The organism is Streptomyces nitrosporeus, assembly GCF_008704555.1.
GTDB lineage: Bacteria > Actinomycetota > Actinomycetes > Streptomycetales > Streptomycetaceae > Streptomyces > Streptomyces nitrosporeus.
On the sequence record NZ_CP023702.1, the window covers coordinates 7,433,139 to 7,457,951 of the forward strand.

31 protein-coding genes are annotated in these 24,813 nt (G+C 73.4%); 19 read left to right on the forward strand and 12 right to left on the reverse strand.

Translation table 11 applies throughout. The features are described 5' to 3' along the window. Positions 1 to 145 precede the first annotated feature (145 nt). The gene (locus tag CP967_RS33070) at positions 146 to 1,450 is read left to right on the forward strand and encodes an alpha/beta fold hydrolase (protein WP_150491497.1); all 1,305 of its coding nucleotides are present in this window, start codon (positions 146 to 148) and stop codon (positions 1,448 to 1,450) included. 46 nt (positions 1,451 to 1,496) lie between these two features. Here the strand turns inward: CP967_RS33070 and CP967_RS33075 are convergent, their stop codons facing one another. Then, the gene (locus CP967_RS33075; protein WP_150491498.1) at positions 1,497 to 2,069 is read right to left on the reverse strand and encodes a rhodanese-like domain-containing protein; all 573 of its coding nucleotides are present in this window, start codon (positions 2,067 to 2,069) and stop codon (positions 1,497 to 1,499) included. A 515-nt stretch (positions 2,070 to 2,584) separates the two neighbouring features. Here CP967_RS33075 and CP967_RS33080 point away from each other — a divergent pair. The 7 genes from CP967_RS33080 (at position 2,585) to CP967_RS33110 (ending at position 9,043) form a co-directional block, all read left to right on the forward strand. Continuing rightward, a complete protein-coding gene (locus CP967_RS33080) occupies positions 2,585 to 3,184 on the forward strand; it encodes a helix-turn-helix domain-containing protein (protein WP_150491499.1) in 600 nt (199 codons plus the stop codon). Positions 3,185 to 3,286: 102 nt separating this feature from the next. Then, positions 3,287 to 4,255, forward strand: coding sequence for an NADPH:quinone oxidoreductase family protein (locus CP967_RS33085; RefSeq protein ID WP_150491500.1), 969 nt, complete (start codon positions 3,287 to 3,289; stop codon positions 4,253 to 4,255). Then, positions 4,252 to 5,442, forward strand: coding sequence for an acyl-CoA dehydrogenase family protein (locus CP967_RS33090; protein ID WP_150491501.1), 1,191 nt, complete (start codon positions 4,252 to 4,254; stop codon positions 5,440 to 5,442). Before CP967_RS33085 ends, CP967_RS33090 begins: the two co-directional genes overlap by 4 nt. Beyond that, the gene (locus CP967_RS33095) at positions 5,439 to 6,560 is read left to right on the forward strand and encodes an acyl-CoA dehydrogenase family protein (RefSeq protein WP_150491502.1); all 1,122 of its coding nucleotides are present in this window, start codon (positions 5,439 to 5,441) and stop codon (positions 6,558 to 6,560) included. Before CP967_RS33090 ends, CP967_RS33095 begins: the two co-directional genes overlap by 4 nt. 364 nt (positions 6,561 to 6,924) lie before the next feature. Then, positions 6,925 to 7,806: a phosphatidylinositol-specific phospholipase C/glycerophosphodiester phosphodiesterase family protein gene (locus tag CP967_RS33100; protein ID WP_150491503.1), complete on the forward strand. Its 882-nt coding sequence runs from the start codon at positions 6,925 to 6,927 to the stop codon at positions 7,804 to 7,806. A gap of 134 nt (positions 7,807 to 7,940) precedes the next feature. Next, positions 7,941 to 8,135, forward strand: a complete 195-nt coding sequence (locus CP967_RS33105) for a hypothetical protein (RefSeq protein WP_150491504.1) — start codon at positions 7,941 to 7,943, stop codon at positions 8,133 to 8,135. Positions 8,136 to 8,293: 158 nt separating this feature from the next. Beyond that, complete coding sequence (locus CP967_RS33110) at positions 8,294 to 9,043, forward strand: hypothetical protein (protein ID WP_150491505.1); 750 nt, start codon at positions 8,294 to 8,296, stop codon at positions 9,041 to 9,043. A gap of 44 nt (positions 9,044 to 9,087) precedes the next feature. Here CP967_RS33110 and CP967_RS33115 read toward each other — a convergent pair whose 3' ends face one another. Both CP967_RS33115 and CP967_RS33120 read right to left on the reverse strand, forming a co-directional pair. Further along, entirely contained in the window at positions 9,088 to 9,729 is a 642-nt protein-coding gene (locus CP967_RS33115) for an HhH-GDP family DNA glycosylase (protein ID WP_150491506.1), read from the reverse strand. Beyond that, positions 9,726 to 9,944 carry a DUF6480 family protein gene (locus CP967_RS33120; RefSeq protein WP_150491507.1) on the reverse strand — a complete coding sequence of 73 codons (219 nt, stop codon included), beginning with the start codon at positions 9,942 to 9,944 and terminating at the stop codon, positions 9,726 to 9,728. The genes CP967_RS33115 and CP967_RS33120 overlap by 4 nt, the downstream gene beginning before the upstream one ends. Before the next feature lie 129 nt (positions 9,945 to 10,073). On the opposite strand from CP967_RS33120, the gene CP967_RS33125 reads away from it, so the two are divergent. Further along, on the forward strand, positions 10,074 to 11,312 hold the full coding sequence (locus CP967_RS33125; RefSeq protein WP_150491508.1) for an FUSC family protein: 1,239 nt from the start codon (positions 10,074 to 10,076) through the stop codon (positions 11,310 to 11,312). 18 nt (positions 11,313 to 11,330) lie between these two features. On the opposite strand, the gene CP967_RS33130 is transcribed toward CP967_RS33125, so the two are convergent. From CP967_RS33130 to CP967_RS33165, 8 genes are all read right to left on the reverse strand, one after another. Then, complete coding sequence (locus CP967_RS33130; RefSeq protein ID WP_150491509.1) at positions 11,331 to 12,947, reverse strand: phytoene desaturase family protein; 1,617 nt, start codon at positions 12,945 to 12,947, stop codon at positions 11,331 to 11,333. A gap of 3 nt (positions 12,948 to 12,950) precedes the next feature. Continuing rightward, positions 12,951 to 13,388 carry an SRPBCC family protein gene (locus tag CP967_RS33135; protein WP_150491510.1) on the reverse strand — a complete coding sequence of 146 codons (438 nt, stop codon included), beginning with the start codon at positions 13,386 to 13,388 and terminating at the stop codon, positions 12,951 to 12,953. A 95-nt stretch (positions 13,389 to 13,483) separates the two neighbouring features. Further along, positions 13,484 to 14,149, reverse strand: a complete 666-nt coding sequence (locus CP967_RS33140) for an HAD family hydrolase (RefSeq protein ID WP_150491511.1) — start codon at positions 14,147 to 14,149, stop codon at positions 13,484 to 13,486. 29 nt (positions 14,150 to 14,178) lie between these two features. Then, positions 14,179 to 15,066: an SDR family oxidoreductase gene (locus CP967_RS33145; RefSeq protein ID WP_150491512.1), complete on the reverse strand. Its 888-nt coding sequence runs from the start codon at positions 15,064 to 15,066 to the stop codon at positions 14,179 to 14,181. Beyond that, a complete protein-coding gene (locus tag CP967_RS33150; RefSeq protein ID WP_150491513.1) occupies positions 15,059 to 15,277 on the reverse strand; it encodes a CDGSH iron-sulfur domain-containing protein in 219 nt (72 codons plus the stop codon). Before CP967_RS33150 ends, CP967_RS33145 begins: the two co-directional genes overlap by 8 nt. Then, positions 15,261 to 15,947: a HemK2/MTQ2 family protein methyltransferase gene (locus tag CP967_RS33155; RefSeq protein ID WP_150491514.1), complete on the reverse strand. Its 687-nt coding sequence runs from the start codon at positions 15,945 to 15,947 to the stop codon at positions 15,261 to 15,263. The genes CP967_RS33150 and CP967_RS33155 overlap by 17 nt, the downstream gene beginning before the upstream one ends. A gap of 55 nt (positions 15,948 to 16,002) precedes the next feature. Beyond that, on the reverse strand, positions 16,003 to 16,965 hold the full coding sequence (locus CP967_RS33160; RefSeq protein WP_150491515.1) for an iron-containing redox enzyme family protein: 963 nt from the start codon (positions 16,963 to 16,965) through the stop codon (positions 16,003 to 16,005). 196 nt (positions 16,966 to 17,161) lie between these two features. Continuing rightward, positions 17,162 to 17,605: a hypothetical protein gene (locus CP967_RS33165; RefSeq protein ID WP_150491516.1), complete on the reverse strand. Its 444-nt coding sequence runs from the start codon at positions 17,603 to 17,605 to the stop codon at positions 17,162 to 17,164. 126 nt (positions 17,606 to 17,731) lie between these two features. Between CP967_RS33165 and CP967_RS33170 the strand changes: the two genes are divergently transcribed. Genes CP967_RS33170 through CP967_RS33215 form a run of 10 tightly spaced genes read left to right on the forward strand, consistent with a single transcriptional unit; the run spans position 17,732 to position 23,436 of the window. Next, on the forward strand, positions 17,732 to 18,052 hold the full coding sequence (locus CP967_RS33170; RefSeq protein ID WP_150491517.1) for a gas vesicle protein GvpO: 321 nt from the start codon (positions 17,732 to 17,734) through the stop codon (positions 18,050 to 18,052). A gap of 40 nt (positions 18,053 to 18,092) precedes the next feature. Further along, positions 18,093 to 18,542 (forward strand): gas vesicle protein GvpJ, encoded by a 450-nt coding sequence (gene gvpJ / locus CP967_RS33175; RefSeq protein ID WP_150491518.1) that lies wholly within the window; start codon positions 18,093 to 18,095, stop codon positions 18,540 to 18,542. Positions 18,543 to 18,544: 2 nt separating this feature from the next. After that, positions 18,545 to 19,294 (forward strand): GvpL/GvpF family gas vesicle protein, encoded by a 750-nt coding sequence (locus CP967_RS33180; RefSeq protein WP_150492163.1) that lies wholly within the window; start codon positions 18,545 to 18,547, stop codon positions 19,292 to 19,294. 1 nt (position 19,295) lies between these two features. Beyond that, positions 19,296 to 19,568 carry a gas vesicle protein GvpG gene (locus CP967_RS33185; protein ID WP_150491519.1) on the forward strand — a complete coding sequence of 91 codons (273 nt, stop codon included), beginning with the start codon at positions 19,296 to 19,298 and terminating at the stop codon, positions 19,566 to 19,568. Between the two features lie 8 nt (positions 19,569 to 19,576). Beyond that, a complete protein-coding gene (locus CP967_RS34235; protein WP_167535483.1) occupies positions 19,577 to 20,491 on the forward strand; it encodes a histone H1-like repetitive region-containing protein in 915 nt (304 codons plus the stop codon). Between the two features lie 6 nt (positions 20,492 to 20,497). Further along, a complete protein-coding gene (locus CP967_RS33195; protein ID WP_150491520.1) occupies positions 20,498 to 21,664 on the forward strand; it encodes an SRPBCC family protein in 1,167 nt (388 codons plus the stop codon). After that, positions 21,657 to 22,013 (forward strand): gas vesicle protein GvpJ, encoded by a 357-nt coding sequence (gene gvpJ, locus CP967_RS33200; RefSeq protein WP_150491521.1) that lies wholly within the window; start codon positions 21,657 to 21,659, stop codon positions 22,011 to 22,013. Before CP967_RS33195 ends, gvpJ (CP967_RS33200) begins: the two co-directional genes overlap by 8 nt. After that, positions 22,010 to 22,930, forward strand: coding sequence for a GvpL/GvpF family gas vesicle protein (locus tag CP967_RS33205; RefSeq protein WP_150491522.1), 921 nt, complete (start codon positions 22,010 to 22,012; stop codon positions 22,928 to 22,930). The genes gvpJ (CP967_RS33200) and CP967_RS33205 overlap by 4 nt, the downstream gene beginning before the upstream one ends. A 3-nt stretch (positions 22,931 to 22,933) precedes the next feature. Then, positions 22,934 to 23,161 (forward strand): gas vesicle protein, encoded by a 228-nt coding sequence (locus CP967_RS33210; protein ID WP_150491523.1) that lies wholly within the window; start codon positions 22,934 to 22,936, stop codon positions 23,159 to 23,161. Continuing rightward, a complete protein-coding gene (locus CP967_RS33215; protein WP_150491524.1) occupies positions 23,158 to 23,436 on the forward strand; it encodes a gas vesicle protein K in 279 nt (92 codons plus the stop codon). The genes CP967_RS33210 and CP967_RS33215 overlap by 4 nt, the downstream gene beginning before the upstream one ends. A 5-nt stretch (positions 23,437 to 23,441) precedes the next feature. On the opposite strand, the gene CP967_RS33220 is transcribed toward CP967_RS33215, so the two are convergent. Continuing rightward, positions 23,442 to 24,623 carry a zinc-dependent alcohol dehydrogenase gene (locus tag CP967_RS33220; RefSeq protein WP_150491525.1) on the reverse strand — a complete coding sequence of 394 codons (1,182 nt, stop codon included), beginning with the start codon at positions 24,621 to 24,623 and terminating at the stop codon, positions 23,442 to 23,444. Between the last annotated feature and the right edge of the window lie 190 nt (positions 24,624 to 24,813).

Below are 24,813 nucleotides of genomic sequence, written 5' to 3' on the forward strand. Positions count from 1 at the left end.
GGCGCCGTACGGTGCGCCGCCGGACGCGGGCGCCACGGGCCGGGGCCCCGGGAGCCGGCCGGGGGCAGGCGGGCACGGGCCGGGGGCGGCCGGACCGGGGGCGTGTGCTGGACTGTCCGGGAATCACCGGATATCAGGAGTACACGTGAACAGCTATCGCCGGCCCGGCCTCGTTCTCACCGACCACCGCTTCACGGTCCCGCTGGACCACGGCGACCCGGGCGGCGAGACGATCGAGATCTACGCCCGGGAAGCCGTCGCCGCCTCCCGGGCCGGCGACGGGACGCTGCCCTGGCTCCTCTACCTGGAAGGCGGTCCCGGTTTCGGGGCCCGCCGTTTCATCGGCACCGAGGCGTGGATCGGCCGGGCCGTGCGGGAGTTCCGGGTGCTGCTCCTGGACCAGCGCGGCACCGGCCTCTCCACCCCCGCCAACCGCCAGACGCTGCCGCTGCGCGGCGGCCCGCGGGAGCAGGCCGCCTATCTGGCCCACTTCCGCGCCGACAGCATCGTCCGTGACTGCGAACTCGTCCGCCACCGGCTCGCCGGCGGCAAGCCCTGGACGGTGCTGGGGCAGTCCTTCGGCGGTTTCTGCGCCGTCCACTACCTCTCGGCCGCGCCCGAGGGCCTGGAGGAGGTCCTGATCACCGGCGGGCTGCCCTCGCTGGACGGCCACGCCGACGACGTCTACCGCGCCGCGTACCCCCGGATCGAGCGCAAGGTGGCCGCCCACTACGCCCGCTACCCCCAGGACGTCGCACGGGCCCGCGCGATCACGGCGTACCTCGCCGAGCACCGCCCCGAGAGCGCCGGGTACCGGCTCACCCCGGAGAGCTTCCAGTCACTGGGCATCATGCTGGGCGGCGCCGACGGCAGCCATCAGCTCCACCACCTCCTGGAGAACGCCTTCGTCACCGGACCGCACGGCACCGAACTCTCCGACGCCTTCCAGGAAGCCGTCCGGACGGCGAACTCCTTCGCCGGCCACCCGCTGTACGCCGTGATGCACGAGGCGATCTACGGACAGGGCGACCGCCCCACCGCCTGGTCCGCCGAGCGGATCCGCGCGGAGTTCCCGCAGTTCGACGCCGCCGCCGCGCTGGCCGGCGAAGGACCGGTGCTGTTCACCGGCGAGAGCGTCCACCCCTGGCACTTCGAGGTGGACCCGGCCCTGCGCCCGCTGCGCGAGACCGCCGGACTGCTCGCCGCCCGCACCGACTGGCCCGCCCTGTACGACATGGAGCGGCTGGCGGCCAACGACGTACCCGTCGCCGCCGCCGTGTACCACGACGACATGTACGTGGACACGGGCCACGCGCTGCGCACCGCGGCCTCGATCCGGGGCCTGCGCACCTGGGTGACCAGCGAGTTCGAGCACGACGGGCTCCGCGCGAGCGGCCCGCGCGTGCTGGACCGGCTGCTCGGCCTCGTGCGGGGCGAGAGCGACCGGTAGGCCCGGCCCCGGGGCGGGCGGGCACCGGCCCGCCCCGGGCGGTCGGTCAGCGCTGGAGGACGGCCAGCGTGGCGTCCAGGCCGGCGGCGGTGCGCGGCGCGCGGTTGTGCGGGAGCCTGGAGAGCGCCGCCGCCATGCCGCAGGTGTTGCTCACCGCCGAGTAGACGAGCCCGGCGCCGACACCGGCCGACAGCCAGCGTGCGGCCGGCAGGCGCCGTCCGGCGAGCAGGCCCGCCACCACCAGCGAGCCCGCCGCGAAGCGCACCTGGCGTTCCATCGGCCAGACGGCCCGGCCCCCCTGGGGCCGTTCCAGGCCGTGGCCGTCGCTCTGCCAGGCGGAGGTCCCGCCGGCCAGCGTGCTGGCCTCGATGTCGGCCTCGGCGAGGATCTGGCAGGCCTGGACGGAACGCGCGCCGGAGGCGCACACCACCAGCAGGGCTCCGCGGGCGGAAGCGGACTTCAGGGCGGGAACCGCCTCTTGGAGCCGGTCGAGAGGGACGTTCAGGGCGCCGGGCACATGGCCGGAGGCATACTCTCCGGGCGCCCGCACATCCACCACGGTGAACTCCTCCAGGCGTTCCGCGGCCTGGGCGGGGGAGAGGGCGGCGGGGCTGGTCACGAGTGGGTTCCTTTCGTTCGCCGACGCGGGGGAGAGGCGGGGCCTCTGCGCACCCGACTCTCCCCAGCATACCCCTAGGGGTATTTTCCGGGCTGAGGCCGGATGGCCGTACGGCCCGGCCGGGCGGTTCGGTGTCCGGCGGCTGGACCGCGGTCCGGGGCCGGGCCCCGTCCGGCCCGGGGTGACGGTGCCCGCCTACCCCGCTCCGCGCCCGGAACGCGTTCTTCCGTCCCGTTCCCGGAGAGGCCGGCCCGCCGGCCGTGACGGAGCGGCTGGGGCCCGCGCCCGCGGACCGGCGGCGGGCGCTCGCGGCCGTCGCCCGCCCCGGTGGCCTCGGGTCCGGCTGCGCCGCGGCGGTGGGGGCCTGGACCGGCGGGGCCCGGGGGCCGTCCACCCGTCCGCCGCGCGGGCCCTGCCCGCCCGCGGAACCCCTCCCGTACCGGGCCGCCGGGTGCCCGGCGGCCCCGCCGGCCCGCGTGATTGACAAACCGGCTTGCCGAAAATGCAATGGGCGGATGAAGGAACAGAGTCAGGAAGACCCCGAACTCGACGCCGTGCTCGCCGGAGTCGGCCCCCGGCTGCGCAGGCTCCGCAAGGACCGCGGTGTCACGCTCGCCGCGCTCTCCGAGGCCACCGGCATCTCCGTGTCCACCTTGTCCAGACTGGAATCGGGCGGCCGGCGCCCCAGCCTGGAGCTCCTGCTGCCCGTCGCCCGGGCCCACGAGGTGCCGCTCGACGACCTCGTCGGGGCGCCGCCCGTCGGGGATCCCAGGGTCAGGGCGAAACCCATCGTGCACGGGGGCAAGACCTCCCTCCCGCTGACCGGCAGGCCCGGCGGCCTCCAGGCGTACAAGGTCATCCACGAGAAGGTGCCGGGCGACGCCTGCGAGCAGCGCACCCACGAGGGGTACGAGTGGCTCTACGTGCTCTCCGGCCGGCTCCGGCTGCTCCTCGCCGAGCACGACCTGGTGCTGGGGCCCGGCGAGGCCGCCGAGTTCGACACCCGGCTGCCGCACTGGTTCGGCCCCGTGGGGGACGACCCGGTCGAGTTCCTGAGCCTCTTCGGCCCGCAGGGCGAGCGCATGCACGTACGGGCGAAACCGAAACGCTCCTGAACGTGTGCGCCTCCGCTCGCCCGAAGGTGTTCCCAGAGAGGCAAGCGACCGCTTAGTATGCGCCGGAGCAGTGGTAATGCCGACAGTGTTGGAGGGCCCCTCATGCAGGCATGGCGAGTGCACCGGAACGGTGAACCGGGCGAGGTGATGAAGCTGGAGGAGGCGGACCTCCCGGTCCCGGCCGAGGGCCAGGTGCTGCTCAAGGTGCGCGCGGCGAACGTCAACTTCCCCGACGCGCTGCTCTGCCGCGGCCAGTACCAGGTCCGGCCCCCGCTGCCGTTCACCCCCGGCGTGGAGGTCTGCGGCGAGACGGAGGACGGCCGGCGGGTGCTGGCCACCCCGGCCCTGCCCCGGGGCGGTTTCGCCGAGTACGTCGTCGCCGACGAGGCGGCCCTGCTGCCCGCACCCGACGCCCTGGACGACGCGGAGGCCGCCGCCCTGCACATCGGCTACCAGACCGGCTGGTTCGGACTCCACCGCCGCGCCCGTCTGCAGCCCGGCGAGACGCTGCTCGTGCACGCGGCGGCCGGTGGCGTCGGCAGCGCCGCCGTACAGCTCGGAAAGGCGGCCGGCGCCACCGTCATCGGCGTCGTCGGAGGGGCCGCCAAGGCCGCGACCGCCCGGGAACTCGGCTGCGACCTGGTCATCGACCGCCACAGCGAGGACATCGTCGCCTCCGTGAAGGAGGCCACCGGCGGGCGCGGGGCGGACGTCGTCTACGACCCGGTCGGCGGGGACGCCTACGCCAAGTCCGTGAAGTGCATCGCCTTCGAGGGCCGCGTCCTGGTCGTCGGCTTCGCGAGCGGCACCATCCCCGCTCCGGGTCTGAACCACGCGCTGGTGAAGAACTACTCGATCGTCGGGCTCCACTGGGGCCTGTACAACACCCACGACCCGGCCGCCGTGCGCGCCTGCCACGACGAACTCGCCGCACTCGCCGCGCAGGGGATCGTGAAGCCGCTGGTCAGTGAGCGTGTCCCGATGGCCGGGGCCGCCGAGGCCGTCCAGTGTGTCGCCGACGGCACCAGCACCGGCCGCATCGTCGTACTGCCCCCGGGAGGGACCCGATGACCGCCGCCACCGACGCCGACGCCATCCGCCGGCGCACCCAGGACCTGCTCGCCGCCCACCCGCCCGCCACCACCGGCCGGGCCGAGTTCCTCCGGGCCCGCTTCGACGCCGGACTGGCCTGGGTGCACTACCCGGCCGGACTCGGCGGACTCGGCGCCCCGCGTTCCCTGCAGGCCGTGGCCGACGCGGAACTGGCCGCCGCAGGCGCCCCCGACAACGACCCGCGCCGCATCGGCATCGGCCTCGGCATGGCCGCGCCCACCATCCTCGGCTACGGCACCGACGAGCAGAAGCAGCGCTTCCTGAGGCCCCTGTGGCTGGGGGAGGAGGTCTGGTGCCAGCTCTTCAGCGAGCCGGGGGCCGGATCCGACCTCGCGGCGCTGGGCACCCGTGCCGTCCGGGACGGCGACGACTGGGTGGTGGACGGACAGAAGGTGTGGACCTCCAGCGCCCATGTGGCCCGCTGGGCCATCCTCATCGCGCGTACCGACCCCGGCCTGCCCAAGCACCGCGGCATCAGCTACTTCGTCTGCGACATGACCGACCCCGGCGTCGAGGTCCGGCCGCTGCGGCAGATCACCGGCGAGGCCGAGTTCAACGAGGTCTTCCTCACCGGCGTACGCATCCCCGACAGCCATCGCCTCGGGCCGGTGGGCGAGGGCTGGAAGGTCGCCCAGACCACCCTGATGAACGAGCGCGTCTCGATCGGCGGCGCCCGTATCCCCCGCGAGGGGGGCATGATCGGCACCGTCGCGAAGACCTGGCGCGAACACCCCGGACTGCGCACCCACGACCTCCACCAGCGCCTGCTCACCCTCTGGGTCGAGGCCGAGGTCGCCCGGCTCACCGGCGAACGGCTGCGCCAGCAGCTCGTCGCGGGTCAGCCCGGCCCCGAGGGCTCGGGCATGAAGCTGGCGTTCGCCCGCCTCAACCAGGAGATCAGCGGCCTGGAGGTCGAACTGCTGGGCGACGAGGGACTGCTGTACGGCGACTGGACCATGCGCCGCCCCGAGATCGTGGACTTCACCGGGCGCGACGCCGGGTACCGCTACCTGCGCTCCAAGGGCAACTCCATCGAGGGCGGGACGAGCGAGGTCCTGCTCAACATCGTCGCCGAGCGCGTCCTCGGCCTGCCCGCGGAACCGCGTAACGACAAGGACGTCGCCTGGAAGGACCTCGCCCGATGAGCGCACAGCCCGAGACCGCGCACGCCCCCGACCTGCTCTACTCCGAGGCCGAGGAGGACCTGCGTTCCGCGGTGCGCTCCCTGCTCACCGCGCGCGCCGACGCGCCGGCGGTGATCGCCGCGACCGAGTCCGCCACTCCGTACGACCAGGAACTGTGGGCCTCCCTCGCGTCAGGGATCGGGGCCGCCGGACTGCTCGTACCGGAGAAGCTCGGCGGACAGGGCGCCGGGCACCGTGAGGCGGCCGTCGTCCTGGAGGAGCTCGGCCGCGGCGTCGTGCCCGCCCCCTACCTGACCAGTTCCGTCGTCGCGACCGAGGTCCTGCTCGCCCTCGATCCGCTGGGCGGTCCGGCCGGTGAACTCCTGGCGGACCTGGCGGCGGGGCGCCGTACGGCCGTCCTGGCGCTGCCGTTCGCCACCCCGCCCGCCGGCGCCCGGGCCGCGATGGCCGGCGGCCTGGAGCGTACGGTCACCACCGTCGCCGACGCGGCCGCCGCCGACGTCCTGCTGGTGCCCACCGCCGAGGGGCTGTACGCGGTCGGCACCGCGGGCACCGGCGTCACCGTCGAGCCGCTCGTCCCCCTCGACCTGACCCGGCCGCTCGCCTCGGTGACCCTCGCGGGTGCCGCGGGCGCCCTCCTCGCGGAGGCCGGGCCCGCGGCGGTGGCGGTGGAGCGGGGACTCCTGTCCGGTGCCGGACTCCTCGCCTCCGAACAGCTCGGGATCGCCGAGTGGTGTCTGACCGAAACCGTCCGGCACACCCGCGAACGCCACCAGTTCAACCGCCCGGTGGGCTCCTTCCAGGCGCTCAAGCACCGGATGGCGCAGCTCTGGCTGGAGGTCGTCTCAGCCCGTGCCGCCGCCCGCAACGCGGCCGACGCGCTCGCGGCCGGCGCCCCCGACGCACCGCTCGCCGTGGCGGTGGCCCAGGCCTACTGCTCGAAGGTCGCGGTCCACGCGGCCGAGGAGTGCGTCCAGCTGCACGGCGGGGTCGGCATGACCTGGGAGCATCCCGCGCACCTGTATCTGAAGCGGGCCAAGGCCGATTCGACCGCGTACGGCACCCCGGGCCGCCACCACGAGACCGTCGCCCGTCTGACGGAGCTGCCCGCACCGTAACGGCCGCGCACGGTTCGACCCGGAGCGGGACACACCACGGTGGGTGTCCCGCTCCGGCGCGTGGACCGGGACACCGCGGCGGCGGACAGCCCCGCGTCCGGCCGGGACGCGACCGGGGGCCGTCCCCGGGGGCCGGCCGGGACGCGACCGGGGCAGGCCGCCCCGTGTCCGGCCGGGCGCCGGGGCGGGGAAACACCCGGGACGGCACCGGCGGCGGGCGGACGACATCCACCCCAACTCTTGGCAGGTACCTGCCCGACAGGGCGGACGGGCCCCATACTCGTCATGCGTCGGGCGCGGCCCCGGAGCCGTCGGGGAAGCGCGCCGGTCATGCGCGCCCCCACGCCGATACAGGGAGACCCCCATGGCATACCCGACCCGCCGCGCAACCGTCACCGCCACCCTCGCAACCGCCGCTGCCCTCGCCTTCGTCCCCGCCCCGTCCGCCGCCGCGACGCCCGCCCGGCCGCGGGGGCCGCGCCCGCTGGCCCACGCCCACGCGCACAACGACTACCTCCACCCCCGCCCGCTCCACGACGCGCTGGACCACGGCTTCACCAGCGTCGAGGCCGACGTCTTCCTCGTGGACGGCGAACTCCTCGTGGCCCACGAGGCGAGCGGTCTCGACCCGGCCCGGACCCTCGCCTCCCTCTATCTCGACCCGCTCCAGGAACGGGTCCGGGCGAACCGGGGGACCGTTCACGCCGGATACCCCGCTCCGCTGCGGCTCCTGATCGACATCAAGGCCGACGGCGTGGCCGCCTACCTCGCACTCGACCGGCTGCTGCGGCGCCACCGGACCATGCTGACCAGCTGCCACCACGGCCGGGTCCGCCCCGGCGCCGTCACCCCCGTCGTCTCGGGGGACCGCGCCGCCCGCGTCCCCATGGAGGCGCAGGCCACCCGGTACGCCTTCTACGACGGCCGGCTCGACGACCTGGGCACCCCGGCCCCCGCCTCCTTCGTGCCCCTCGTCAGCGCGAACTGGACACAGACCTTCGCCTGGCAAGGCGCCGGCCCCTTCCCCGCGGCCGAACGCGCCCGGCTGGACGCCCTCGTCTCCACCGCGCACACGCACGGCAGGCGCGTACGGTTCTGGTCCACACCCGACACCGCGGGCCCCGAGCGCGACGCCGTGTGGACCGAACTGCTCGCGGCAGGCGTCGACCACCTCAACACCGACGACCTGGCGGGCCTCGAAGCCTTTCTGCGAAGCCGCGGACACGGCGGCCGCCACGACCGCTGAACCGGTCCGGCGGCCCAAACCGGTCACGGTGCGTCAACACCCGTTCGGCCGACGTGCCGTGTGCCGGACGGGCCTCCCGCTCCGACACACTGGCGGCCGAATGCCGCAAATCCGGCGCGGCGGAGGAGGTTGGCGTGGTCATCTCGATCTCATTGGTGCTGCTTCTGCTGCTTCTCGCAGTGATCTTCCTGCGTAACGGAGGCCTCAAGGTCTCGCACGCCATCGTCTGTGTCCTGCTCGGATTCCTCCTGGCCAGTACCCGCATGGCGCCCACCATCCACGAGGGCATCACCGCGACCGCGAACGTGGTCAGCGGCCTGCACCCGTGAGCCGGAGCGCCCCCCGGACACGGGAGGGCGGGGCGGATCACGGACGGGTGCCGCATGCGGCGGCGAGGGGCGGTACCGTCGTCCGCGGGCCCCTTCCGGTCCGGCCGGCACGGCCTGGACCCGGGCGGTCCCCGCCACGCACCAGGAGAAGCACAGCGATGTCATTCCCGCCACCCGGACGGCATTCCGGCGCCGCCCACCACGAGCACTGCAACAGCGCCCTGTGCTGCCGCTGCCAGCAGCGGCAGTGGTCGACGAGACAGGGCGAGGAACGCCTCTGCGGTCACTGCGCCTCCTGCTGCCGGGACTGCGGACGCGCCCCCGCGCCGCACCTGGACGGTCTCGACGACGGCCTCTGCGCCCAGTGCCGCGGGCGCTGCGGGCGCTGCGGACAGCCGGTCGCCGCCGAGGGCCCCTGCCCCTGCCGCCGGTGGAAGGAGCGCGCGGGCCGCGACCCGGTCGGCTACGTGCTCCAGGCGCTGCCGCAGCCCCTGCTCCAGGCACTCGCCCACCGCACCCCGCGCTCCGTGCACGAACTGGTCCACCAGGAGCTCGGCAGGCGCACCGCCGACCAGCTCCTGGAGCGGGTGGAGCGCCGCTGGAACGTCCGCTGGTCGCACGCGCTGCACGAGAAGGACGAGGACGGCCGGCGCCGCTGGGCCCCCCAGGAGATCGCCGAGGCGCTGGTCGGACCCGGCCGCTGCACCGAGCCGCAGTGCGAGGACGGGTACCTGATCAGTACCGGCGCCCCGTGCGCCCTGTGCATGCGGCCGACCCACCGTTTCGTCCCGGCGACGGCGGACCGTACGGCGGCGACGGAGCACGCACGGGCGAGCGCCGCCATGATCCGCCGGGCCCTCGTGGAGGGCCGGTCCGCCAAACCCGGCCGCCCGAGGCCGCCGCGCTGAGCAGCTCCGCCACGACGGCCCCCGGCCCCCGGCGCGGCGGACCGTTACCGTGCGGCGCGGACCGAGGCGGCGATCTCCTTGTCCAGCGCCGCGCGCACCAGCGCGGCGGCGAGGACCGCGGGGTCCCGGTCCCCGGCCGCCCGCAGCAGCCCGGCGGGAGACGCGGGCAGCCCGAGGCGCTCGGCGCCCTGGAGCGCCTTGGCGTCCAGGTAGGGGGCCGCCTCGGTCCACACCGACTGCACCTCCCGGAGGAAGATGTCCGCGCCCGCCGGCCCCATGCCCGGGAACCTCCGCAGCGCCGCGCGCAACGCGTCCGTGTCCCCGTCCGCGTCCCGGCGCAGACGCCGCAGGTCCCCGCCGTAGGCGTCGAGCAGCAGCGACGCGCCGTCGCCGAGCTGGGTCGCCGTCCGTTCGTCGTAGCGGCGGTACCCGCCCTCGCCCAGCGCGTCGACCCTCTGCTGCCAGGTCGCGTCCGCCATCCGGCGGGGCGAGCGCATACCGTGCGCGGACAGCGCCCGCGCGGAGGCCACGGCCACCGGGGCGCGGATCCGGGCGCTCAGCAGATGGCTGAGCACCAGGAGCCGGTACAGCGGCTGCGGGGTGTCCCGCAGCCGGATGCCGGCTTCCTCGGCGTAGGTCGTGCCGTGCCGTTCCAGCAGCGCGTCCAGCGTCGCGCCGTCGCTCACGGGAAGCTGAGGATCCGCGCGACGAAGTAGCCGGCGACCACCAGCGAACCGAGCAGCACCACGACCGCCCAGACCACCGGGTGCTCCCATACACCGCCGTCCGCGCGTTCCTGGTGCGCCTCGCTGATGGACCCTTCGGCCGGGGGCGTCTCGCCCGGCGGAGTCAGCCTGCGTGCCGGGGCCGGAGCACCCGGGGGGATGTGTGAAATAGCCATGCGTCCACCATCCCTCCGCTCGGCCGGACCCGCATCGCAGCCTCCGGGCAGCAGCGGTGCGTACGTCCGTAAGGAGTTCGCCCGCCCGTCGGGGCACTGCGACGCCGCGTTACGGGGCACCGTCATGGAATGCCAGGAGTATCAGCGCCCGCGCACGTCATCAAACTCGTCCAGCGCACCACGGAGCCCGCCGGGGCCCAGGTGCTGCGGTCCACCGCCGCCGCCGTCATCGCGTTCGTCGTCGCCCAGTGGTCGCTGCCCGATCCGCATCCCGCGCCGCTGACCGCGCCCCTCACCGCGCTCCTCGTGGTGCAGGTGACGCTCTACGCCACGCTCACCACCGGTATCCGGCGTGTCAACTCGGTCGTCGTCGGTGTGCTGATCGCCAGCGGGTTCAGCTCCCTGGTCGGCCTGAGCTGGTGGAGCCTGGGTCTGACGATCTTCACCTCGCTGCTGATCGGGCGCGTCGTGAGGGTCAACGAGTTCGTCCCGGAGGTCGCGATCAGCGCGATGCTCGTCCTCGGCGTCTCCCAGGTCACCGACACCGCCCTGGAACGCGTCATGGAGACGCTCATCGGCGCGGGGGTCGGACTGCTGTTCAACCTGCTGTTCGCACCGCCGGTCTGGGTGGAGACGGCGGGCGCCTCCATCGGGGGGCTGGGGGAGCGGATGGGCGCCATGCTGCGCGCCCTCGGCGACGAGATCGGCGGCAGCCACCCCGTCGGCGAGGCCGCCGCACGGCTGCACGAGGCCCGCCGGCTCGACCACGACATCGTGGAGGTCGACGCCTCGCTGCGGCAGGCCGAGGAGAGCCTGATGCTCAACCCCCGGGTCCGCCAGGGACTGCTGTACCGGGTGGTCCTGCGCACCGGCCTCGACACGCTGGAGATCTGCGCCGTGGTGCTGCGTGTGCTGACGCGGACCCTGACGGACCTCGCCAAGGCCCGCACCGGGGAGAGGCTTTTCCCGGAGGACGTGGCCGATTCGCTGCGCGAACTGTTCGGACACATGTCCGATGCGGTCGAGGGGTTCGCGGTGATGATCACCACGCCGATGGCCGACAGCGGGGAAGAGGCCGAGGAACGCCTCGCCGACGCCCTCGCCCGCAGCCGCAGGACACGGGACCTGGTGGCGGACCTGCTGCTGGAGGACGTCCAGGAGCACCCGAGGCAGTGGCAGCTGCACGGGGCCCTGCTCGCCGAGGTCGACCGGATCCTCGACGAACTCGACATCGACAAGCGCACGGAGCGCCTCGGCGAGGAACTCGACCGCCGTTCGGCCCAGATGCACGAACGGCACCCGCGCTTCCGGGCGGTGGTCCGCCGGCTCCGGGGAGCCTCCCGGCAGGGACCCCGGGCCGAGGTGTGATCCCGCACGCCGGCCGGGTCAGGGCGAGGAGTGCTCCACCGGGCGGGCGAGCGCGCGCTGGACCCGTGCGAGGGCGCTCCAGCGGTGACCGTGCAGGGCCGCCTGTGCCGCGTTGGCGCCCGGAGCGCCGTGCACGCCGCCGCCGGGATGCGCGCCGGCCGAGGCGAGGTACAGGCCCTTCACCGGGGTCTCGGGGCGCCCCGCTCCCGGGACCGGCCGGAACACGAGCTGCTGGTGCAGCGCCGTCGTCCCGCCGTTGACGGACCCGCCGCTCAGATTGGCGTCGAGACCCTCCAGGGTCCCGGGGGACAGCACCCGCCGGGCCCGGACGAGGCCGCGGAACCCGGGCGCGGCCCGTTCGACCTCCGCCTCCATCCGGTCCGCCATCGCCTCCTCCTCCCGCCGGTCCCAGGACCCCGTCAGGCCGTCGCTCCCCGCGTCGCCCCGGGCCCGGCGGGGCACATGCGTATAGGCCCAGGCCGACTCGGTGCCCGCCGGGGACCTGCCGGGATCGGCGGTGGTCATCTGCCCGAACAGGATGAACGGCCGGTCGGGCACCTGGCCCATGGCGATCTGCGAGGCGAAACGGGTGAGACCGTCGACCCCGTCGGCGAGATGGACGGTACCGGCGGACGACGCGCCCTCGGCGGTCCAGGGCACCGGCCCGCCCAGGGCCCAGTCGACCTTGAAGGTGGCGAAGTCCCACTGGAAGCGGCGCAGGTCCTCCAGCAGCCGCCCCGGCAGATGACGGGCGTCGACCAGGTCGTGGTAGAGCGCGGGGGCGGACACGTCCGCCAGCACGGCACGGCCCGCGGGCACCGCCTCGCCCCCGGCCGTACGCACCGCCACGGCCCGGCCGCCGCGCACCACCACCTCGGCGACCCGCTCGCCGCACCGCACGGTGCCGCCCCGGCTCCGCAGCCGCCGGACCAGTGCCGCGGTCAGCCCGCCCGAGCCGCCGGCCGGCACGGGGAACCCGTACGTCTGGCCGAGCATCGTCATCAGCCAGCCGAACCCGCCGCTGCCCGCCGCCTCCGGCGCCAGGTCGGCGTGCAGGGCGTTGCCCGCGAGCAGCAGCCGCCCGCCCTCACCGGCGAACTCCTCCTCGCCCAGCCGGCGCACCGGCAGCAGCATCGTCCGGGCCAGCCGCAGGCCGCCGGCCGCGCGCACCGCCGCCGCGAGCCGCGCACCGGCGCGTACCGGCGGGAACGGTGTGAACAGCGCGTCGAGCAGCGGGGCCCGCACCTTCTCCCAGACCTCGTGCTGGGCGCGCCAGGAGGCACCGTCCCCGGGACCGAACTCCTCCAGCGACCGCGCGGTCTCCTCGACGCTCCGGTGCAGCACCGCGCACCGGCCGTCGGGGAACGGATGGGCCAGCACCGCGGGGGCCTGGCTCCACCGCAGCCCGTACGCGTCGAGACGGAGCCCGGCGAGCACCGGCGACGCCGCCGCCAGCGGATAGAACGCGCTGAACACATCACTGACGTACGCGGGATCCACACCCCGGTCGTGGCGTACGGCCCCGCCGGGCTCGTCCTGCGCCTCCAGGACCTCCACCGTCCAGCCGGCGTCGGCCAGGAGGTTGGCCGCCACCAGTCCGTTGGGTCCCGCTCCGATGACCACGGCATCCGGCACGGTTCAGCCCTCCCCGTTCTCGCAGCACCGGGCCAGCCGGTCGAGCATGGCCCGGTGACGCAGCTGGAGCACCGCGTCCGCGGCGACGTTGTGCAGAGCCGCCCCCGCGCCCCGCAGGGGGTGCTCGTCGACGACCAGCAGGGTGTCCTCACCCCAGGGGCGCACCTCGAAGGCGACCCGCGCCGTGCCCAGACGACCGCTGTCCACCTCCAGCTCCAGGATCCGGGGCGGTTCACAGCGCCGTACGAACGTTTCGTTGCGCAGTGTGCAGGGACCGATCCGCACGGTGTAGGCGAGGCTCGAACCCACCTGCGGCCACCGGCCCTTCGCGGGCTCGGAGCCGGACGGGCCGACGACCCATCTCTCGTAACCACTGCTGTCGGACAGGACGTCCCAGACGGCGTCCGGGGGCTTCCGGATCAACTTGTGCCGTACGGCCATGGGGGGCTCCTCCGGCTCGTTCCCGGGCCGGTGCCGTCAGCACCGGCCACCTGTTCAGCGTAGGGCGGCCCGGTGGACCGGGCTCGCCGGCGGATCTACTCCGGACGGGCGAACGGGCTCGCGTCGAGGCCGTCCAGCAGCGCGGCCACGTCCCGGTACACGGCCGCCGCACCGGCCTCCTCCAGGTCCCCGCGGGGGATGCCGCCCGAGAGCACGGCGACGGCCCTCACCCCGGCCCCGGCCGCCGCCCGCATGTCCCACACGGAGTCGCCCACGAACACCGCCTCCCCGGCGGAGCACCCGGCGATCTCCAGGGCGTGCCGCACGGGCTCCGGCGCCGGCTTCCCCGCCGACACGTCGTCGGAACTCGCCGTGCCCGCGATGACGTCGTCCGCGTCCACGGCCGCCCGCAGGGCGGTCAGTTCCCGGCCGCTCGCCGACGTGGCCAGGACGATCCGCATACCGCGTCCGGCCAGGGCCCGCAGCAGCTCACCCGCCCGGTCGAACGCGGCCAGCCGGTCGAAGTAGGTGGCGTACAGCGTCTTGTGCGCGGCCGCGATCCCGGCGTCCTGCTCCCGGTCGCGGTCCTCGCCGAGCAGATGCGCGACCAGGTCACCGGAGCCGAGTCCGATGGCGCGGTGGATGTCGTGCGCCGCCACCTGGTGCCCCGCCTGGCGGAATGCCTCCCACCAGCAGGTGACGTGCAGATGGTTGGTGTCGACGAGGGTGCCGTCGACGTCGAAGAGGGCGGCGTGCGCCATGGGGGTCCAGCCTTTCCGGGTCGGGGGCGTCAGGGGAGCGGGGTGCCACCGGTGGCGTTCATGATCTCGCCGGTGATGTAACTCGCCCGGGAGGAGGCGAGGAAGACGTACGCCGGTGCCATCTCCGCGGGCTGGGCGGGGCGTCCGAGAGGGCTCTGCTTCCCGAACTCCGTGGTGTCGGGCAGCGTCGCCGGGATCAGCGGCGTCCAGACGGGGCCGGGGGCGACCGCGTTCACCCGGATGCCGTCGGACGCCAGCATCTGCGCGAGCCCCTTGGTGAACGTGACGATGGCGCCCTTGGTCATCGCGTAGTCGAGCAGGTGCGGGCTCGGCTCGTAGGCCTGCACCGACGTGGTGTTGATGATTGAACCCCCGGCGGGGATGTGCGGCAGCGCGTTCTTGCACAGCCAGAACATCCCGTACAGATTCGTCCGGACGACCCGGTCGAACTGCTCCGTGGAGATGGCCGAGATGCCCTCGGGCCGGGACATCTGGTAGGCCGCGTTGTTGACCAGGACATCGATGCGCCCGAACTCGGACACCGCCCGTTCCACCAGCGCCCGGCACTGCTTCTCGTCCCGGATGTCGCACACCACGGGCACCGCCCGCCGGCCCGCGGACTCCACCAGCCGCACCGTGACGAGCGCGTCCTCCTCCTCTTCGGGCAGATGGGTGAACAGGACGTCCGCACCCTCGCGGGCGAAGGCCAGGGCAACGGCCCGGCCGATGCCGGAGTCACCACCGGTGACCACCGCCGCACGCCCTTCGAGCTGGCCGCTGCCGCGGTAGGTGTCCTCGCCGTGGTCGGGCGCCGGGTCCATCGGCCCGGTCAGGCCCGGATGCGCCTGCTCCTGGTCGGGGAGATCGGGACGGGGGTACGCCTCCGCCGGGTCCTGCGGGCGTCCGGAATCAGTCATCGCTCTGCTCCTCACAGTGGGTTCGGCGCCGGTGGCTGGTGTCGCACCAGGGGTACATCCGGCTCCGCCGGCAGGTGCACAGGGCGACCGCGAACCGGTCCGAGACGGCCACCCTGCCGTCGGCGCACACGACTTCCACCGGGCCTTCGACCAGGAGCGGTCCCTCTGTCCCGATCCGGATCCGGCGGGGGCGTTCAGGGGTGCTCGGCACGGATGACCACCAACTCCTCGGTCGTGGCGGGGCCCGGCATCAGCCCCGCCTCCCTCAGCCAGCGGAGCCGGGAGCGCAGGACGGGCCCCAGCGGCACACGGGCACGGTCACTGACGCGGGCGTCCAGCCCCGCGTCCGCCAGTCTGCGTACGGTCGTATCGCTGTCGCACAGCGCGGAGTGCACCATCAGCAGGCGGCCGCCGGGGCGCAGCACCGCGGGAGCGGCGTCGCAGATCCGGTCCAGGACCGCCCGCCCGTCACACCCCGCGTCCCAGGCCCGTTCCGGGCCGCGCCCGGGCACCTCGTCCACGGGTGACGGGACGTACGGCGGATTCGCGACCACCAGGTCGTAGAACCGGCCCGGCAGCGCGGACAGCAGGTCGCTGCGGCGCACGCTGATCCGCCGGCCGCTGAGCAGTGCGTTCAGCCGTGCGGTCAGCACCGCGCGGCGCGCGACGTCCACGGCCGTCACGCTCGCGCTCCGCCGTGCCGCGTGCAGCGCGAGGGCGCCGCTGCCCGTGCCCAGGTCCAGCACCTCGGTCCCCGGGCCTATCTCCTCCCGGTCCACCGCCTCCATCAGCAGCCGGGTGTCGTGCTGGGGCGCGTAGACCCCGGGCAGCGTCACCAGCCGGTCCGGACGGGTCGTTCCCCCGATTACTTCTGCGGACATCTGATCCTCCTCATGGCGGACGGGCGCGCGGGCGCCCGCCCGGTACCCCGGTCCCTCAGCTCTGCCAGCCGGCCAGCAGCCGGTCACCCAGCCGGTCCTCCACGAAGGAGGTCGCCGTGACACCGAACGCGATGTCCGGGGCAAGCTCCGGTTCCTCCTCGACCAGACCGCCGACCACCTCATGGCGCACCACCTGCTCGTGGACGGCGTCCGCCTCCACGTGCTCGGTGTAGAAGAACTCCGCCGCGGCACCCGCCCCGGTCCGTTTCATGGCCTTGGCCAGGCGGCGCGAAGCGGGCGGGGAGGTGATCTCGACGGCGGCGAAATGCCCGACCAGCGCACCGCGCAGCCGCCGGTGCAGACCGAACAGCGACATCAGGTTGACCAGGGCCAGCATCTCGGCGTACCCGTCGTCCAGGTAGCGCCCGTAGGCCGTGTCCAGCCCCAGATCGGCCATCAGGCCGGCGAAGAGCCGGGCGTGCACCCGGTCGGCCCGGCCCGCGCCGAACTCGTCGTACTCGATCGCCGCCATTCCCGCCTTGGCCCGTCCGCTCAGCCGGGGCAGCACCCAGGCGTGCGGATCGGCCTCCTTGAGGTGGTAGAGCGAGCGCTGCACGGCGTACGCGCGCAGGTGCCGCAGCTCCCCGCGGTCCTGGAGGAACCACGACGGACCCGTCCCGCGCACCGGCTCCACCAGCAGGCCGTCCAGGACGTCGTCGAGAGGGCCCTTCGGCAGAGCGTCGCGCCGCAGCGCGTCGAGGAACCGCCGCTCCAGTGCCGCGCGTACGGCGAGGAGGGGCGGGTCCCACTCCAGCTCCGGCCGCACGCCGGCGAAACCGCGGTAGTGCATCTCGTAGCAGACGTACAGGGCGAGCTGGAGATCATCGCCGTAAGGGTCCGCGTGCCCGGCGGAGTCCGGGCCGGGAAGCGGCCCGTCACCCCGCAGATGAGCCACCACCCCGGCGGAGAGCCCGCCGCGGGGCTCGGGAAGACGAGGTCCTTCGCGTCGATCGGTCATGGGCCGCTCCTGCCCCGTGAACGGGAAAAGACCACACAGACGTCCTTCCCGACACTACGCCGCACGCCCGTGACGGGCCTCCCCAAGCCCTCGGCAGCCCGGTACGGCAAGGACGGAACCGCAGCTCAGGGCCGGTTTCCCCGGGCAGCCCCGGGCCTCTCCCCGGACGCGCCGGAGGGCCGCGACGGCCTCCGCGTCAGGGCCGGGCGGTGTGGTCGGGATGCCCGTGGGTCCGCCGGGCCTCCTTCATCTCCGCCTCGTACAGATGCCTCCGCCCTCCCACCAGATCCCGGCGGACCCGGGCCTCGACCTCGGCGAACGGCCGGTAGTACGTGCTGTCGTACGCCTCGACGAGCTGATAGGTCCAGCACCCCGGTACGACGTTGCGGCCCAGGATCTCCCGTTCCACCAGATCGGCGTGCGCCGCGTGCCCGGCCACCCGCAGCAGCTTCACGGCCCGGTCCAGCGTCAGATCGGCGCCCCCCGTCAGCTGGTGGAAGTCGAAGAGCCGCCCGCGGGCCCGCTCCACCGTCTCCAGGGCCTCCGTCAGCGCGCCCACCGCCTCCACCGTGGTGTCCCCGACCCCCGGAGGGCGTTCGTGTCCGGCGCCGGGCCCGTTCTTCTCATGTGCGTCACCCATGTCCACGACTGTGCACCCCGGCGGGCCGGGTACGGCCGGCCGGCGGGCCGAAGGAGTGAGTGCGCCGGCACCGCCCGCCCGCCCGCTCGAGATGCGCCGTGCCCCGTGGTCACGAGACTGGGTCCCATGGCAGAGAAGACCCGCACCCGTCCCGGCCACGCGAAGAAGACGCCGGCCTCGCGTCCCCCGGCCGGGCGAGGCCCCGAGCACGCTGCGAACACCGCCTGCCAGAGCCTGGAACGGCTCATCGGGCACCACACCGAGGGGGTGTCGGCCGTGCGGCGGCACGAAGACGGCTGGTGCGTCGTGGTGGACGTACTCGAAGTACCGCGCATCCCCGACACGACGAGCCTGCTCGCCTCGTACGAGGTCCTGCTCGACCAGGACGGCGAACTCCTCGAGTACAGCAGGGTCCGCAGGTACCGACGGGGTGCCGCCGACGAATGACCCGTTGCCACCGCCCCACCCCTGACCGGAAGGACGCTCTGTGACCACGACCATGTACGCCGACGAAATCGCACCCTGCCCGCCCCGCGCGGGCACCCTCTACGACGTGCTCGAACTCATCCTCGACCGGGGGATGGTCATCGATGTGTTCATCAGGGTCTCCCTGGTCGGGATCGAGATCCTCAAGATAGACGCGCGCATCGTGGTCGCCAGTGTGGACACCTACCTGCGGTTCGCCGAGGCGTGCAACCGCCTCGACCTGGAGCGCGACTCACGCAGCACGACCGTGCCCGAACTCTTCGGCGGCGGCGCTGCCAAGGCCGTCGGCAAGCGGAAGGTGCGCAAGGCCGCCGAGTCCGTGGGCGACACCGTCCGCAAGGTGGTCGGAGCCGACGACGACGACGAGGACGCCGAGCAGGAGGAACGCCCCAGGAAGCGCCGGGCACCGGCCCGCGGGAGCGCGCCCCGACGCCGCCGCGCGGAGGCATGACCATGACGGCGAACGGCGTCTACATCTACGCGATCATCCCCACAGGGCAGGCACTCGGACCGGAGGACGCCGGCGTGGGCGCCCCGCCGGCCGCCCTGCGACTGCTGTCCCAGGGCCCGGTGGCGGCCGTGGTGAGCGACGCGCCCGAGCAGCTGCGCCCCAGGCGACGTGACCTGATGGCCCATCAGGACCTGCTCACCCGCCTCGCCGGCAGGGGCCCGGTCCTTCCCATGCGGTTCGGCACGGTCGCCCCTGACGAAGCAGCCGTACGGCGTGAACTGACCGGATCGGCCAAGGACCATGTCGCCACCCTGCGGCACCTCTCGGACGGGGTCGAGATCAACCTCAAGGCGCTTCCCGCCCAGGACGCGCTCGCGACTCTCCTCGCCGAGGAGAAGCCGGTGCGCCGCCTGCGCGACGAGGCGCGCCGCCGACCCGGCTACGAGGCGAACGTCCGGCTGGGGGAAGCCGTGGCCGCGGCCCTGACGCGCCGGGCCGCCGAGGCCGGCCACGGGATCGTACGTGCCCTCACTCCACTGGCCCGCGAGGTGGCGCCGGGGCCGGAGGTCCACGGCTGCGCGCTGAACGTGTCGTTCCTCGTCGACCGTGACGCCGCCGGCCGTTTCCGTACCGAGGCGGAGCGGCTCGCGGGCCCCCGGCGGGACCACGTCGAACTCCGGGTCGCCGGTCCGCTGCCCTGCTACAGCTTCGTCACGCCCCGGCGCCGTCGCGCCCCGGCCGGAAGGACCTGACGTGGGACTCGTCAGCGCGATCCTGCTGGCCCCGCTCGCACCGGTCCGCGGGGTGGTCTGGGTGGCGGAGAAGATGCAGGGCGCCGCCGAACGCGAGATGTACGACACCGGGGTGATCCGGGCACAGCTGGCCGCTCTCAACCAGGAGTTCGAGCGAGGGGAGATCGGGGTGGAGAAGTTCGAGCGGGAGGAGGAGGTGCTGCTCGAACGGTTGCACGTCGCTCAGGCCCGCACCGTGGGCCGGGCACACCCGGTACCGAACGATCGAAGGTGACTGGACCCATGGAAGATCAGACCAAAGTGACTCTGGCCGCCGCGATGGTGGGCGGCTATGTGCTCGGCCGGACCAAGAAGGGCCGGATGGCCCTCACCCTCGCGACGTACCTGGCGGGCCGCCGCTTCGGCCTGGAGCCGAAGCAACTGGCCGCCGAGGGTGTGCGGAGGCTCGGGAACGTCCCCCAGTTCGCGGAGTTGCAGGAACAGCTCAAGGGCGAGGTCCTCGACTCCGGACGCAAGGCGCTCACCGCGGCGGCGGACCGCGGCATGAACTCGCTGGCCGACGCGATCAGCGATCGCACGGCCCGGCTCGCGGACCGGGGGGAGGAGGACGACGAGGAGGGGGACGACGAGGAGCACGAACCGGAGGAAGCGTACGAGGACGGGGACGGGGACTCCGAGGGGGACGAGGACGAGGAGGACGAGGAGGACGAGGAGGACGAGGAGGAAGGGGAGGACGAGGAGGAAGAACCCGAGGAGGAGGAACCCGAGGAGGAGCCGGAACCGGCGCGCCGTCGGCGCCCGGACAGGGGCGCTTCCGGTGAGGGGAAGAAGCCCTCCGGTGACCGGCCCGCCAAGAAGGCCGCCGCGCGGAGGCCCCCGGCGAAGAAGGCCGCCAAGAAGGCGACGAGCGGAAAGACGGCGACCGGGAAACCCCCGGCGAAGAAGGCCGCCAAGAAAGCCGCGGAAAAGAAGCCGGCGGAAAAGAAGACTGCGGCGAATAAACCTCCCGCGAAGAAATCCCCCGCGAAGAAATCAGCGGCCGGGAAGTCCGGAGCGAAGAAGACGGTGCCCGCCCGCAAGTCGCCGGCCAAGAAAGCAGCACCGGCCAAGAAAACCGCAGCCGGGAAGAAATCTCCGGCCAAGAAATCGTCATCGTCCAAGCGTGCCGCGACCAAGCGCGCCGAACGCCGGAGGTAGCCAGTCATGGCCAGGACGGACAAGGACCAGCCGGAAGCGGCGGAGTCCGGTATGGACCGGCTGCGCGGGGAGTTGACGAACTACCTCAGCGCACAGGCGGAGAGGCTCGCGGGCAAGGCGGGCGAAAAACTCACCGGTGTCACAGGGCAGTTGTCGGACATCGCGGAGAACGGCGGCCAGTTGCCCGCGATCGGCTCCCGCGTCCTGAAAGGGGAATCCCCGGCCAAGGCGTTCGTCGCGGAGAAGGCGAAGAGCGTCAAGGACAACGTCGTGGGAAAGGCCAAGGACGCGATCGGAGGCGGAGGCGGAGACGGGGGTGGGGGCGGTGGTAAGAAGAAGGCGGGCGGCCCCAAGGTGACCAGCATCATCGAGGTGCTCGACGTAGGGGTTCCGCTGCGGGATGCCTACGACTACTGGACGCAGTACGACCGGTTCAGCGGCTTCGCGAAGGGCGTGAACGACGTCTCGATGGAAGACGAGGCGGTGAGCGACTGGAAGGTCAAGATCGGTCCGTCCTCCCGGAGCTTCAAGGCAACCGTCCAGGAACAGGTGCCGGACGACCGGATCGTATGGACCTCCGAAGGGGCCAAGGGCACGACCCGGGGCGCTGTCAGTTTCCACGAACTGGCGCCGACGCTGACACGCATCGTTCTGGTCGTCGAGTACTACCCCTCCGGGTTCTTCGAGAAGACCGGCAACCTGTGGCGCGCCCAGGGCCGCCGTATGCGGCTGGACTTCAAGCACTTCCAGCGCTACGTCACGCTGACCGAGGAGGAGCCCGAGGGCTGGCGCGGCGAGATCCGTGACGGCGAAGTCGTGGTGACACACGAGGAGGCCATGGAGCGCGAGGAAGAGGAAGGGCCGGAGGGAGACGAAGGACCGGAGGACGAGGAGAGCGAGGACTTCGACGACGAGGAGGAACCGGAGGAGGACGACGGGGAGGAGCCGGAGGACTGGGAGGACGAGGAGGACGGCGACGAGGACGACGAGGGCGACGAGGACGACTGGGAGGAGGACGAGGAGGAGCCGGAGGAGGGCGACGAGGACGAGGAGGAGTCCGGCGAGGACGAGCCGTACGACGAGGAAGAGGAAGAGGAAGAGGACGAGGACGAGGAAGAGGACGACGGCCGGGCCCGGGGATCCCGCCGGGGCGGGAGGCGCGGACGTGACTGACACCTACCTCGTGGAGAGGGACTGCCAGGTACCGGGCCCCCAGACGAGCAACCTCGCCGACATCCTCGAACGCATCCTGGACAAGGGCATCGTCATCGCGGGCGACATCAAGATCGACCTGCTCGACATCGAACTGCTCACCATCCGGCTCCGCCTGTTCGTCGCGTCCGTCGACACCGCGAAGAAGGCGGGGATCGACTGGTGGGAGACGGATCCCGCGCTCAGCTCCCGTGCCGCACGCGACTCGCTCCTGGAGGAGAACCGCGAACTGCGGGAACGCCTGGCCGCTCTGGAGCCGGAGGCCGGGGAGACGAGGGACCGGGACCGAGAGGAGGACCGACGCCCATGACGCGATGGAGCACCGACCCGTCGGACGGCGACCGCGCGGCGACCGGAACCGGAAGGGAGCCCGAGGGTGAACCCGGTACCGCAGCCGGAAGCGACGCCGTCTACGTCTTCGCCGTGTGCCTCCCGGCGCCCGGTACGGCGGTGACAGCCGGTCTGACGGGTCTGCCGGGCGGACAGGACGTACGCACGCTCCGGGCCGGGGAGCTGACCGCGGTGGTCCAGACCGTTTGTGCCGCCGACTTCGCCGAGGAGGCATGGCAGGCCCGGCTGTCCGACCGGGACGAACTCGAACGGTACGCGCGTGCGCACCACCGCACGGTGTCGGCGGTCGCGGCGGGCTGCCCCACCGTGCCCCTGCCCCTGGCCACGCTCTACCACGACGACGAGCGGGCCCGGTCGGCGCTGGGGGAGCAGGCCGCCCGCTTCCGCACGGTCCTGGAACGGACCGCCGACCACGCGGAGTGGGGGGTCAAGGTCTACTCGGAGGCACCGGCCGCGGAAACCGCGTCAGGTGACGACGCGTCGCGGTCCGCGCTGCCGGCGCCGGCGGCGGACCGGGCCGCCGGCGGCCCCGCGGGGCGGAGCGGCCGTCCCGCGCCGGGGGCGGGCCTCGCCTACCTGGAACGCAAGCGGGGGATGCAGGCCCGCCGCGAGCAGCGGCAGAGCGAGGCGCTGCGCGTCGCCGAAACGGTCGACGCCGGATTCCTGGAGGTGGCCGCCGCCGGCCGCAGACTCCGTACGCACGCGCCCGAGTCCGCCCGGGACCGGCGGGTGCAGATCCTCAACGCCACCTACCTGGTCCCGCGGCACAGGGCCGGCGAACTGGCCGCGCTGGCCGGCACGCTGGGCCGGCGCACCGGGGCGAGGATCGAGCTCTCCGGGCCGTGGGTGCCGTACTCCTTCGTGGGCGAGGTGTGACCGGTGCGCCGTGACGTCGTCCCCTGGGACAACCCCGAGCCGTTGAGCGGACCCATCGGGGTGCCGCTCGTCGACCTGCTCGACCGGGTACTCGCGACCGGTGTCGTGGTCAGCGGGGACCTGGTGATCGCGATCGCGGACGTGCCGCTCGTACGGCTGTCGCTCCACGCCCTGCTGTCGTCGGTGAACGAACGGATCCCCGCACCCTGGGCGGACGGAGGCCCGCTGTGACGGTGTCCAGACTCGACGTGGACCGGGACGAACTGGGGCGGGACCTGGTCGCCCTGGTACTGACGGTGGTGGAACTGCTGCGGCAGCTGATGGAGCGCCAGGCCATCCGCCGCATCGACCAGGGCGACCTCAGCGACCGGCAGGTCGACGAGATCGGGACGACGCTCATGCTGCTCGACCAGCGGATGGCCGAACTGTGCGAGCAGCACGGCGTACGTCCCGAAGACCTCAACCTCGACCTCGGCCCTCTGGGGACCCTCCTGCCCCGCGACTGACGCGGTCAGACGGTCAGCAGGGTCTTGACCATGCCGTCCTCCTTGGCCTGGAATGTGGCGTACGCCCGCGGGCCGTCGGCCAGGGGCAGCCGGTGCGTGGCGAAGCCGTCCACGCCCAGGGGGTCCGAGTCGTCGAGGAGCGGGAGGATGTCGTCCACCCAGCGCCAGACGTTGGCCTGGCCCATGCGCAACTGGATCTGCTTGTCGAACAGGGTCAGCATGGGCACCGGGTCCACGGCCCCGCCGTAGACACCGCTCACGGAGATGGTCCCGCCCCGCCGTACGGCGTCGATCGCCGTGTAGAAAGCGCTCATCCGGTCGAGGCCGACGCGTTCCATCATCCTGGCGCCGAGCGCGTCGGGCAGCAGTCCCGCCGCCCACTGGGCGCCCTTGACGAGGGGTGCGCCGTGCGCCTCCATCCCGACGGCGTCGATCACCGAGTCCGTGCCGCGCCCGTGGGTGAGGCGGCGGATCTCGTCGGCCACGTTCTTGTGCTCCCGCAGGTCCAGGGTGTGCACCCCCCTGGCCCGCGACCTGTCCAGCCGTTCGGGTACCAGGTCCACCCCGATGACCTGCCCGGCCCCCTGGTGCAGGGCGATGCGGGTGGCCATGTCGCCGATCGGACCGAGGCCGAGCACCGTCAGACTGCCGCCGGGCGGCACGTCGGCGTACGCGACGGCCTGCCACGCGGTGGGCAGCACGTCCGACAGGTACACGAAACGGTCGTCCGGCGGGCCGTGGGGCACCTTGACGGGCAGGGTGTTGCCGAAGGGGACGCGGAGGAGTTCCGCCTGCCCGCCCGGCACCTGGCCGTACAGCTTGGAGTAGCCGAAGAGGGCCGCCCCGGAGCCCTGTTCCCGGACCTGGGTCGTCTCGCACTGGGACTGGAGGCCCTGCCCGCACATCGCGCAGGTACCGCACGACACGTTGAACGGGACCACCACGCGGTCGCCGACGGAGAGCGCGTGGACGTCCGGGCCGACCTCCTCCACCACGCCCATCGCCTCGTGGCCGAGGATGTCGCCCGGGTCCAGGAAAGGACCGAGGATTTCGTACAGATGCAGATCGGAGCCGCATATCCCGGTCGAGGTGATCCGCACGATGACGTCCGTGGGGTCCTGGATCCTCGGGTCGGGCACCGTCTCGACGCGCACGTCGCGTTTGCCTTGCCAGGTGAGTGCCTTCATGGGTCTCTTCTTCCCTGCCGCCGTCCTTCCGGCGGGCATGTAGAAGTCGCTCCTCTCCCTGTATACGCCGTCCGGTGGGTGCAGCGCATCGGCGGGGGAGGGAAGCGCTCGTACAGCGGGGCCGTACCGCCCCGCGCGGCGCCGGGGGAGTCCGGGGACCGCGGACCTGCGCCGGCCGGCCGCCGGCCCC

Bases quoted from the DNA above. Each gene is read 5' to 3' on its own strand.
- CP967_RS33080 (WP_150491499.1), top strand. From the start codon at position 2,585: ATGAAGGAACAGAGTCAGGAAGACCCCGAACTCGACGCCGTGCTCGCC.
- CP967_RS33085 (WP_150491500.1), top strand. From the start codon at position 3,287: ATGCAGGCATGGCGAGTGCACCGGAACGGTGAACCGGGCGAGGTGATG.
- CP967_RS33090 (WP_150491501.1), top strand. From the start codon at position 4,252: ATGACCGCCGCCACCGACGCCGACGCCATCCGCCGGCGCACCCAGGAC.
- CP967_RS33095 (WP_150491502.1), top strand. From the start codon at position 5,439: ATGAGCGCACAGCCCGAGACCGCGCACGCCCCCGACCTGCTCTACTCC.
- CP967_RS33100 (WP_150491503.1), top strand. From the start codon at position 6,925: ATGGCATACCCGACCCGCCGCGCAACCGTCACCGCCACCCTCGCAACC.
- CP967_RS33110 (WP_150491505.1), top strand. From the start codon at position 8,294: ATGTCATTCCCGCCACCCGGACGGCATTCCGGCGCCGCCCACCACGAG.
- CP967_RS33120 (WP_150491507.1), bottom strand. From the start codon at position 9,944: ATGGCTATTTCACACATCCCCCCGGGTGCTCCGGCCCCGGCACGCAGG.
- CP967_RS33125 (WP_150491508.1), top strand. From the start codon at position 10,074: ATGCCAGGAGTATCAGCGCCCGCGCACGTCATCAAACTCGTCCAGCGC.
- CP967_RS33135 (WP_150491510.1), bottom strand. From the start codon at position 13,388: ATGGCCGTACGGCACAAGTTGATCCGGAAGCCCCCGGACGCCGTCTGG.
- CP967_RS33140 (WP_150491511.1), bottom strand. From the start codon at position 14,149: ATGGCGCACGCCGCCCTCTTCGACGTCGACGGCACCCTCGTCGACACC.
- CP967_RS33145 (WP_150491512.1), bottom strand. From the start codon at position 15,066: ATGACTGATTCCGGACGCCCGCAGGACCCGGCGGAGGCGTACCCCCGT.
- CP967_RS33155 (WP_150491514.1), bottom strand. From the start codon at position 15,947: ATGTCCGCAGAAGTAATCGGGGGAACGACCCGTCCGGACCGGCTGGTG.
- CP967_RS33160 (WP_150491515.1), bottom strand. From the start codon at position 16,965: ATGACCGATCGACGCGAAGGACCTCGTCTTCCCGAGCCCCGCGGCGGG.
- CP967_RS33165 (WP_150491516.1), bottom strand. From the start codon at position 17,605: ATGGGTGACGCACATGAGAAGAACGGGCCCGGCGCCGGACACGAACGC.
- CP967_RS33170 (WP_150491517.1), top strand. From the start codon at position 17,732: ATGGCAGAGAAGACCCGCACCCGTCCCGGCCACGCGAAGAAGACGCCG.
- CP967_RS33180 (WP_150492163.1), top strand. From the start codon at position 18,545: ATGACGGCGAACGGCGTCTACATCTACGCGATCATCCCCACAGGGCAG.
- CP967_RS34235 (WP_167535483.1), top strand. From the start codon at position 19,577: ATGGAAGATCAGACCAAAGTGACTCTGGCCGCCGCGATGGTGGGCGGC.
- CP967_RS33195 (WP_150491520.1), top strand. From the start codon at position 20,498: ATGGCCAGGACGGACAAGGACCAGCCGGAAGCGGCGGAGTCCGGTATG.
- CP967_RS33205 (WP_150491522.1), top strand. From the start codon at position 22,010: ATGACGCGATGGAGCACCGACCCGTCGGACGGCGACCGCGCGGCGACC.
- CP967_RS33220 (WP_150491525.1), bottom strand. From the start codon at position 24,623: ATGAAGGCACTCACCTGGCAAGGCAAACGCGACGTGCGCGTCGAGACG.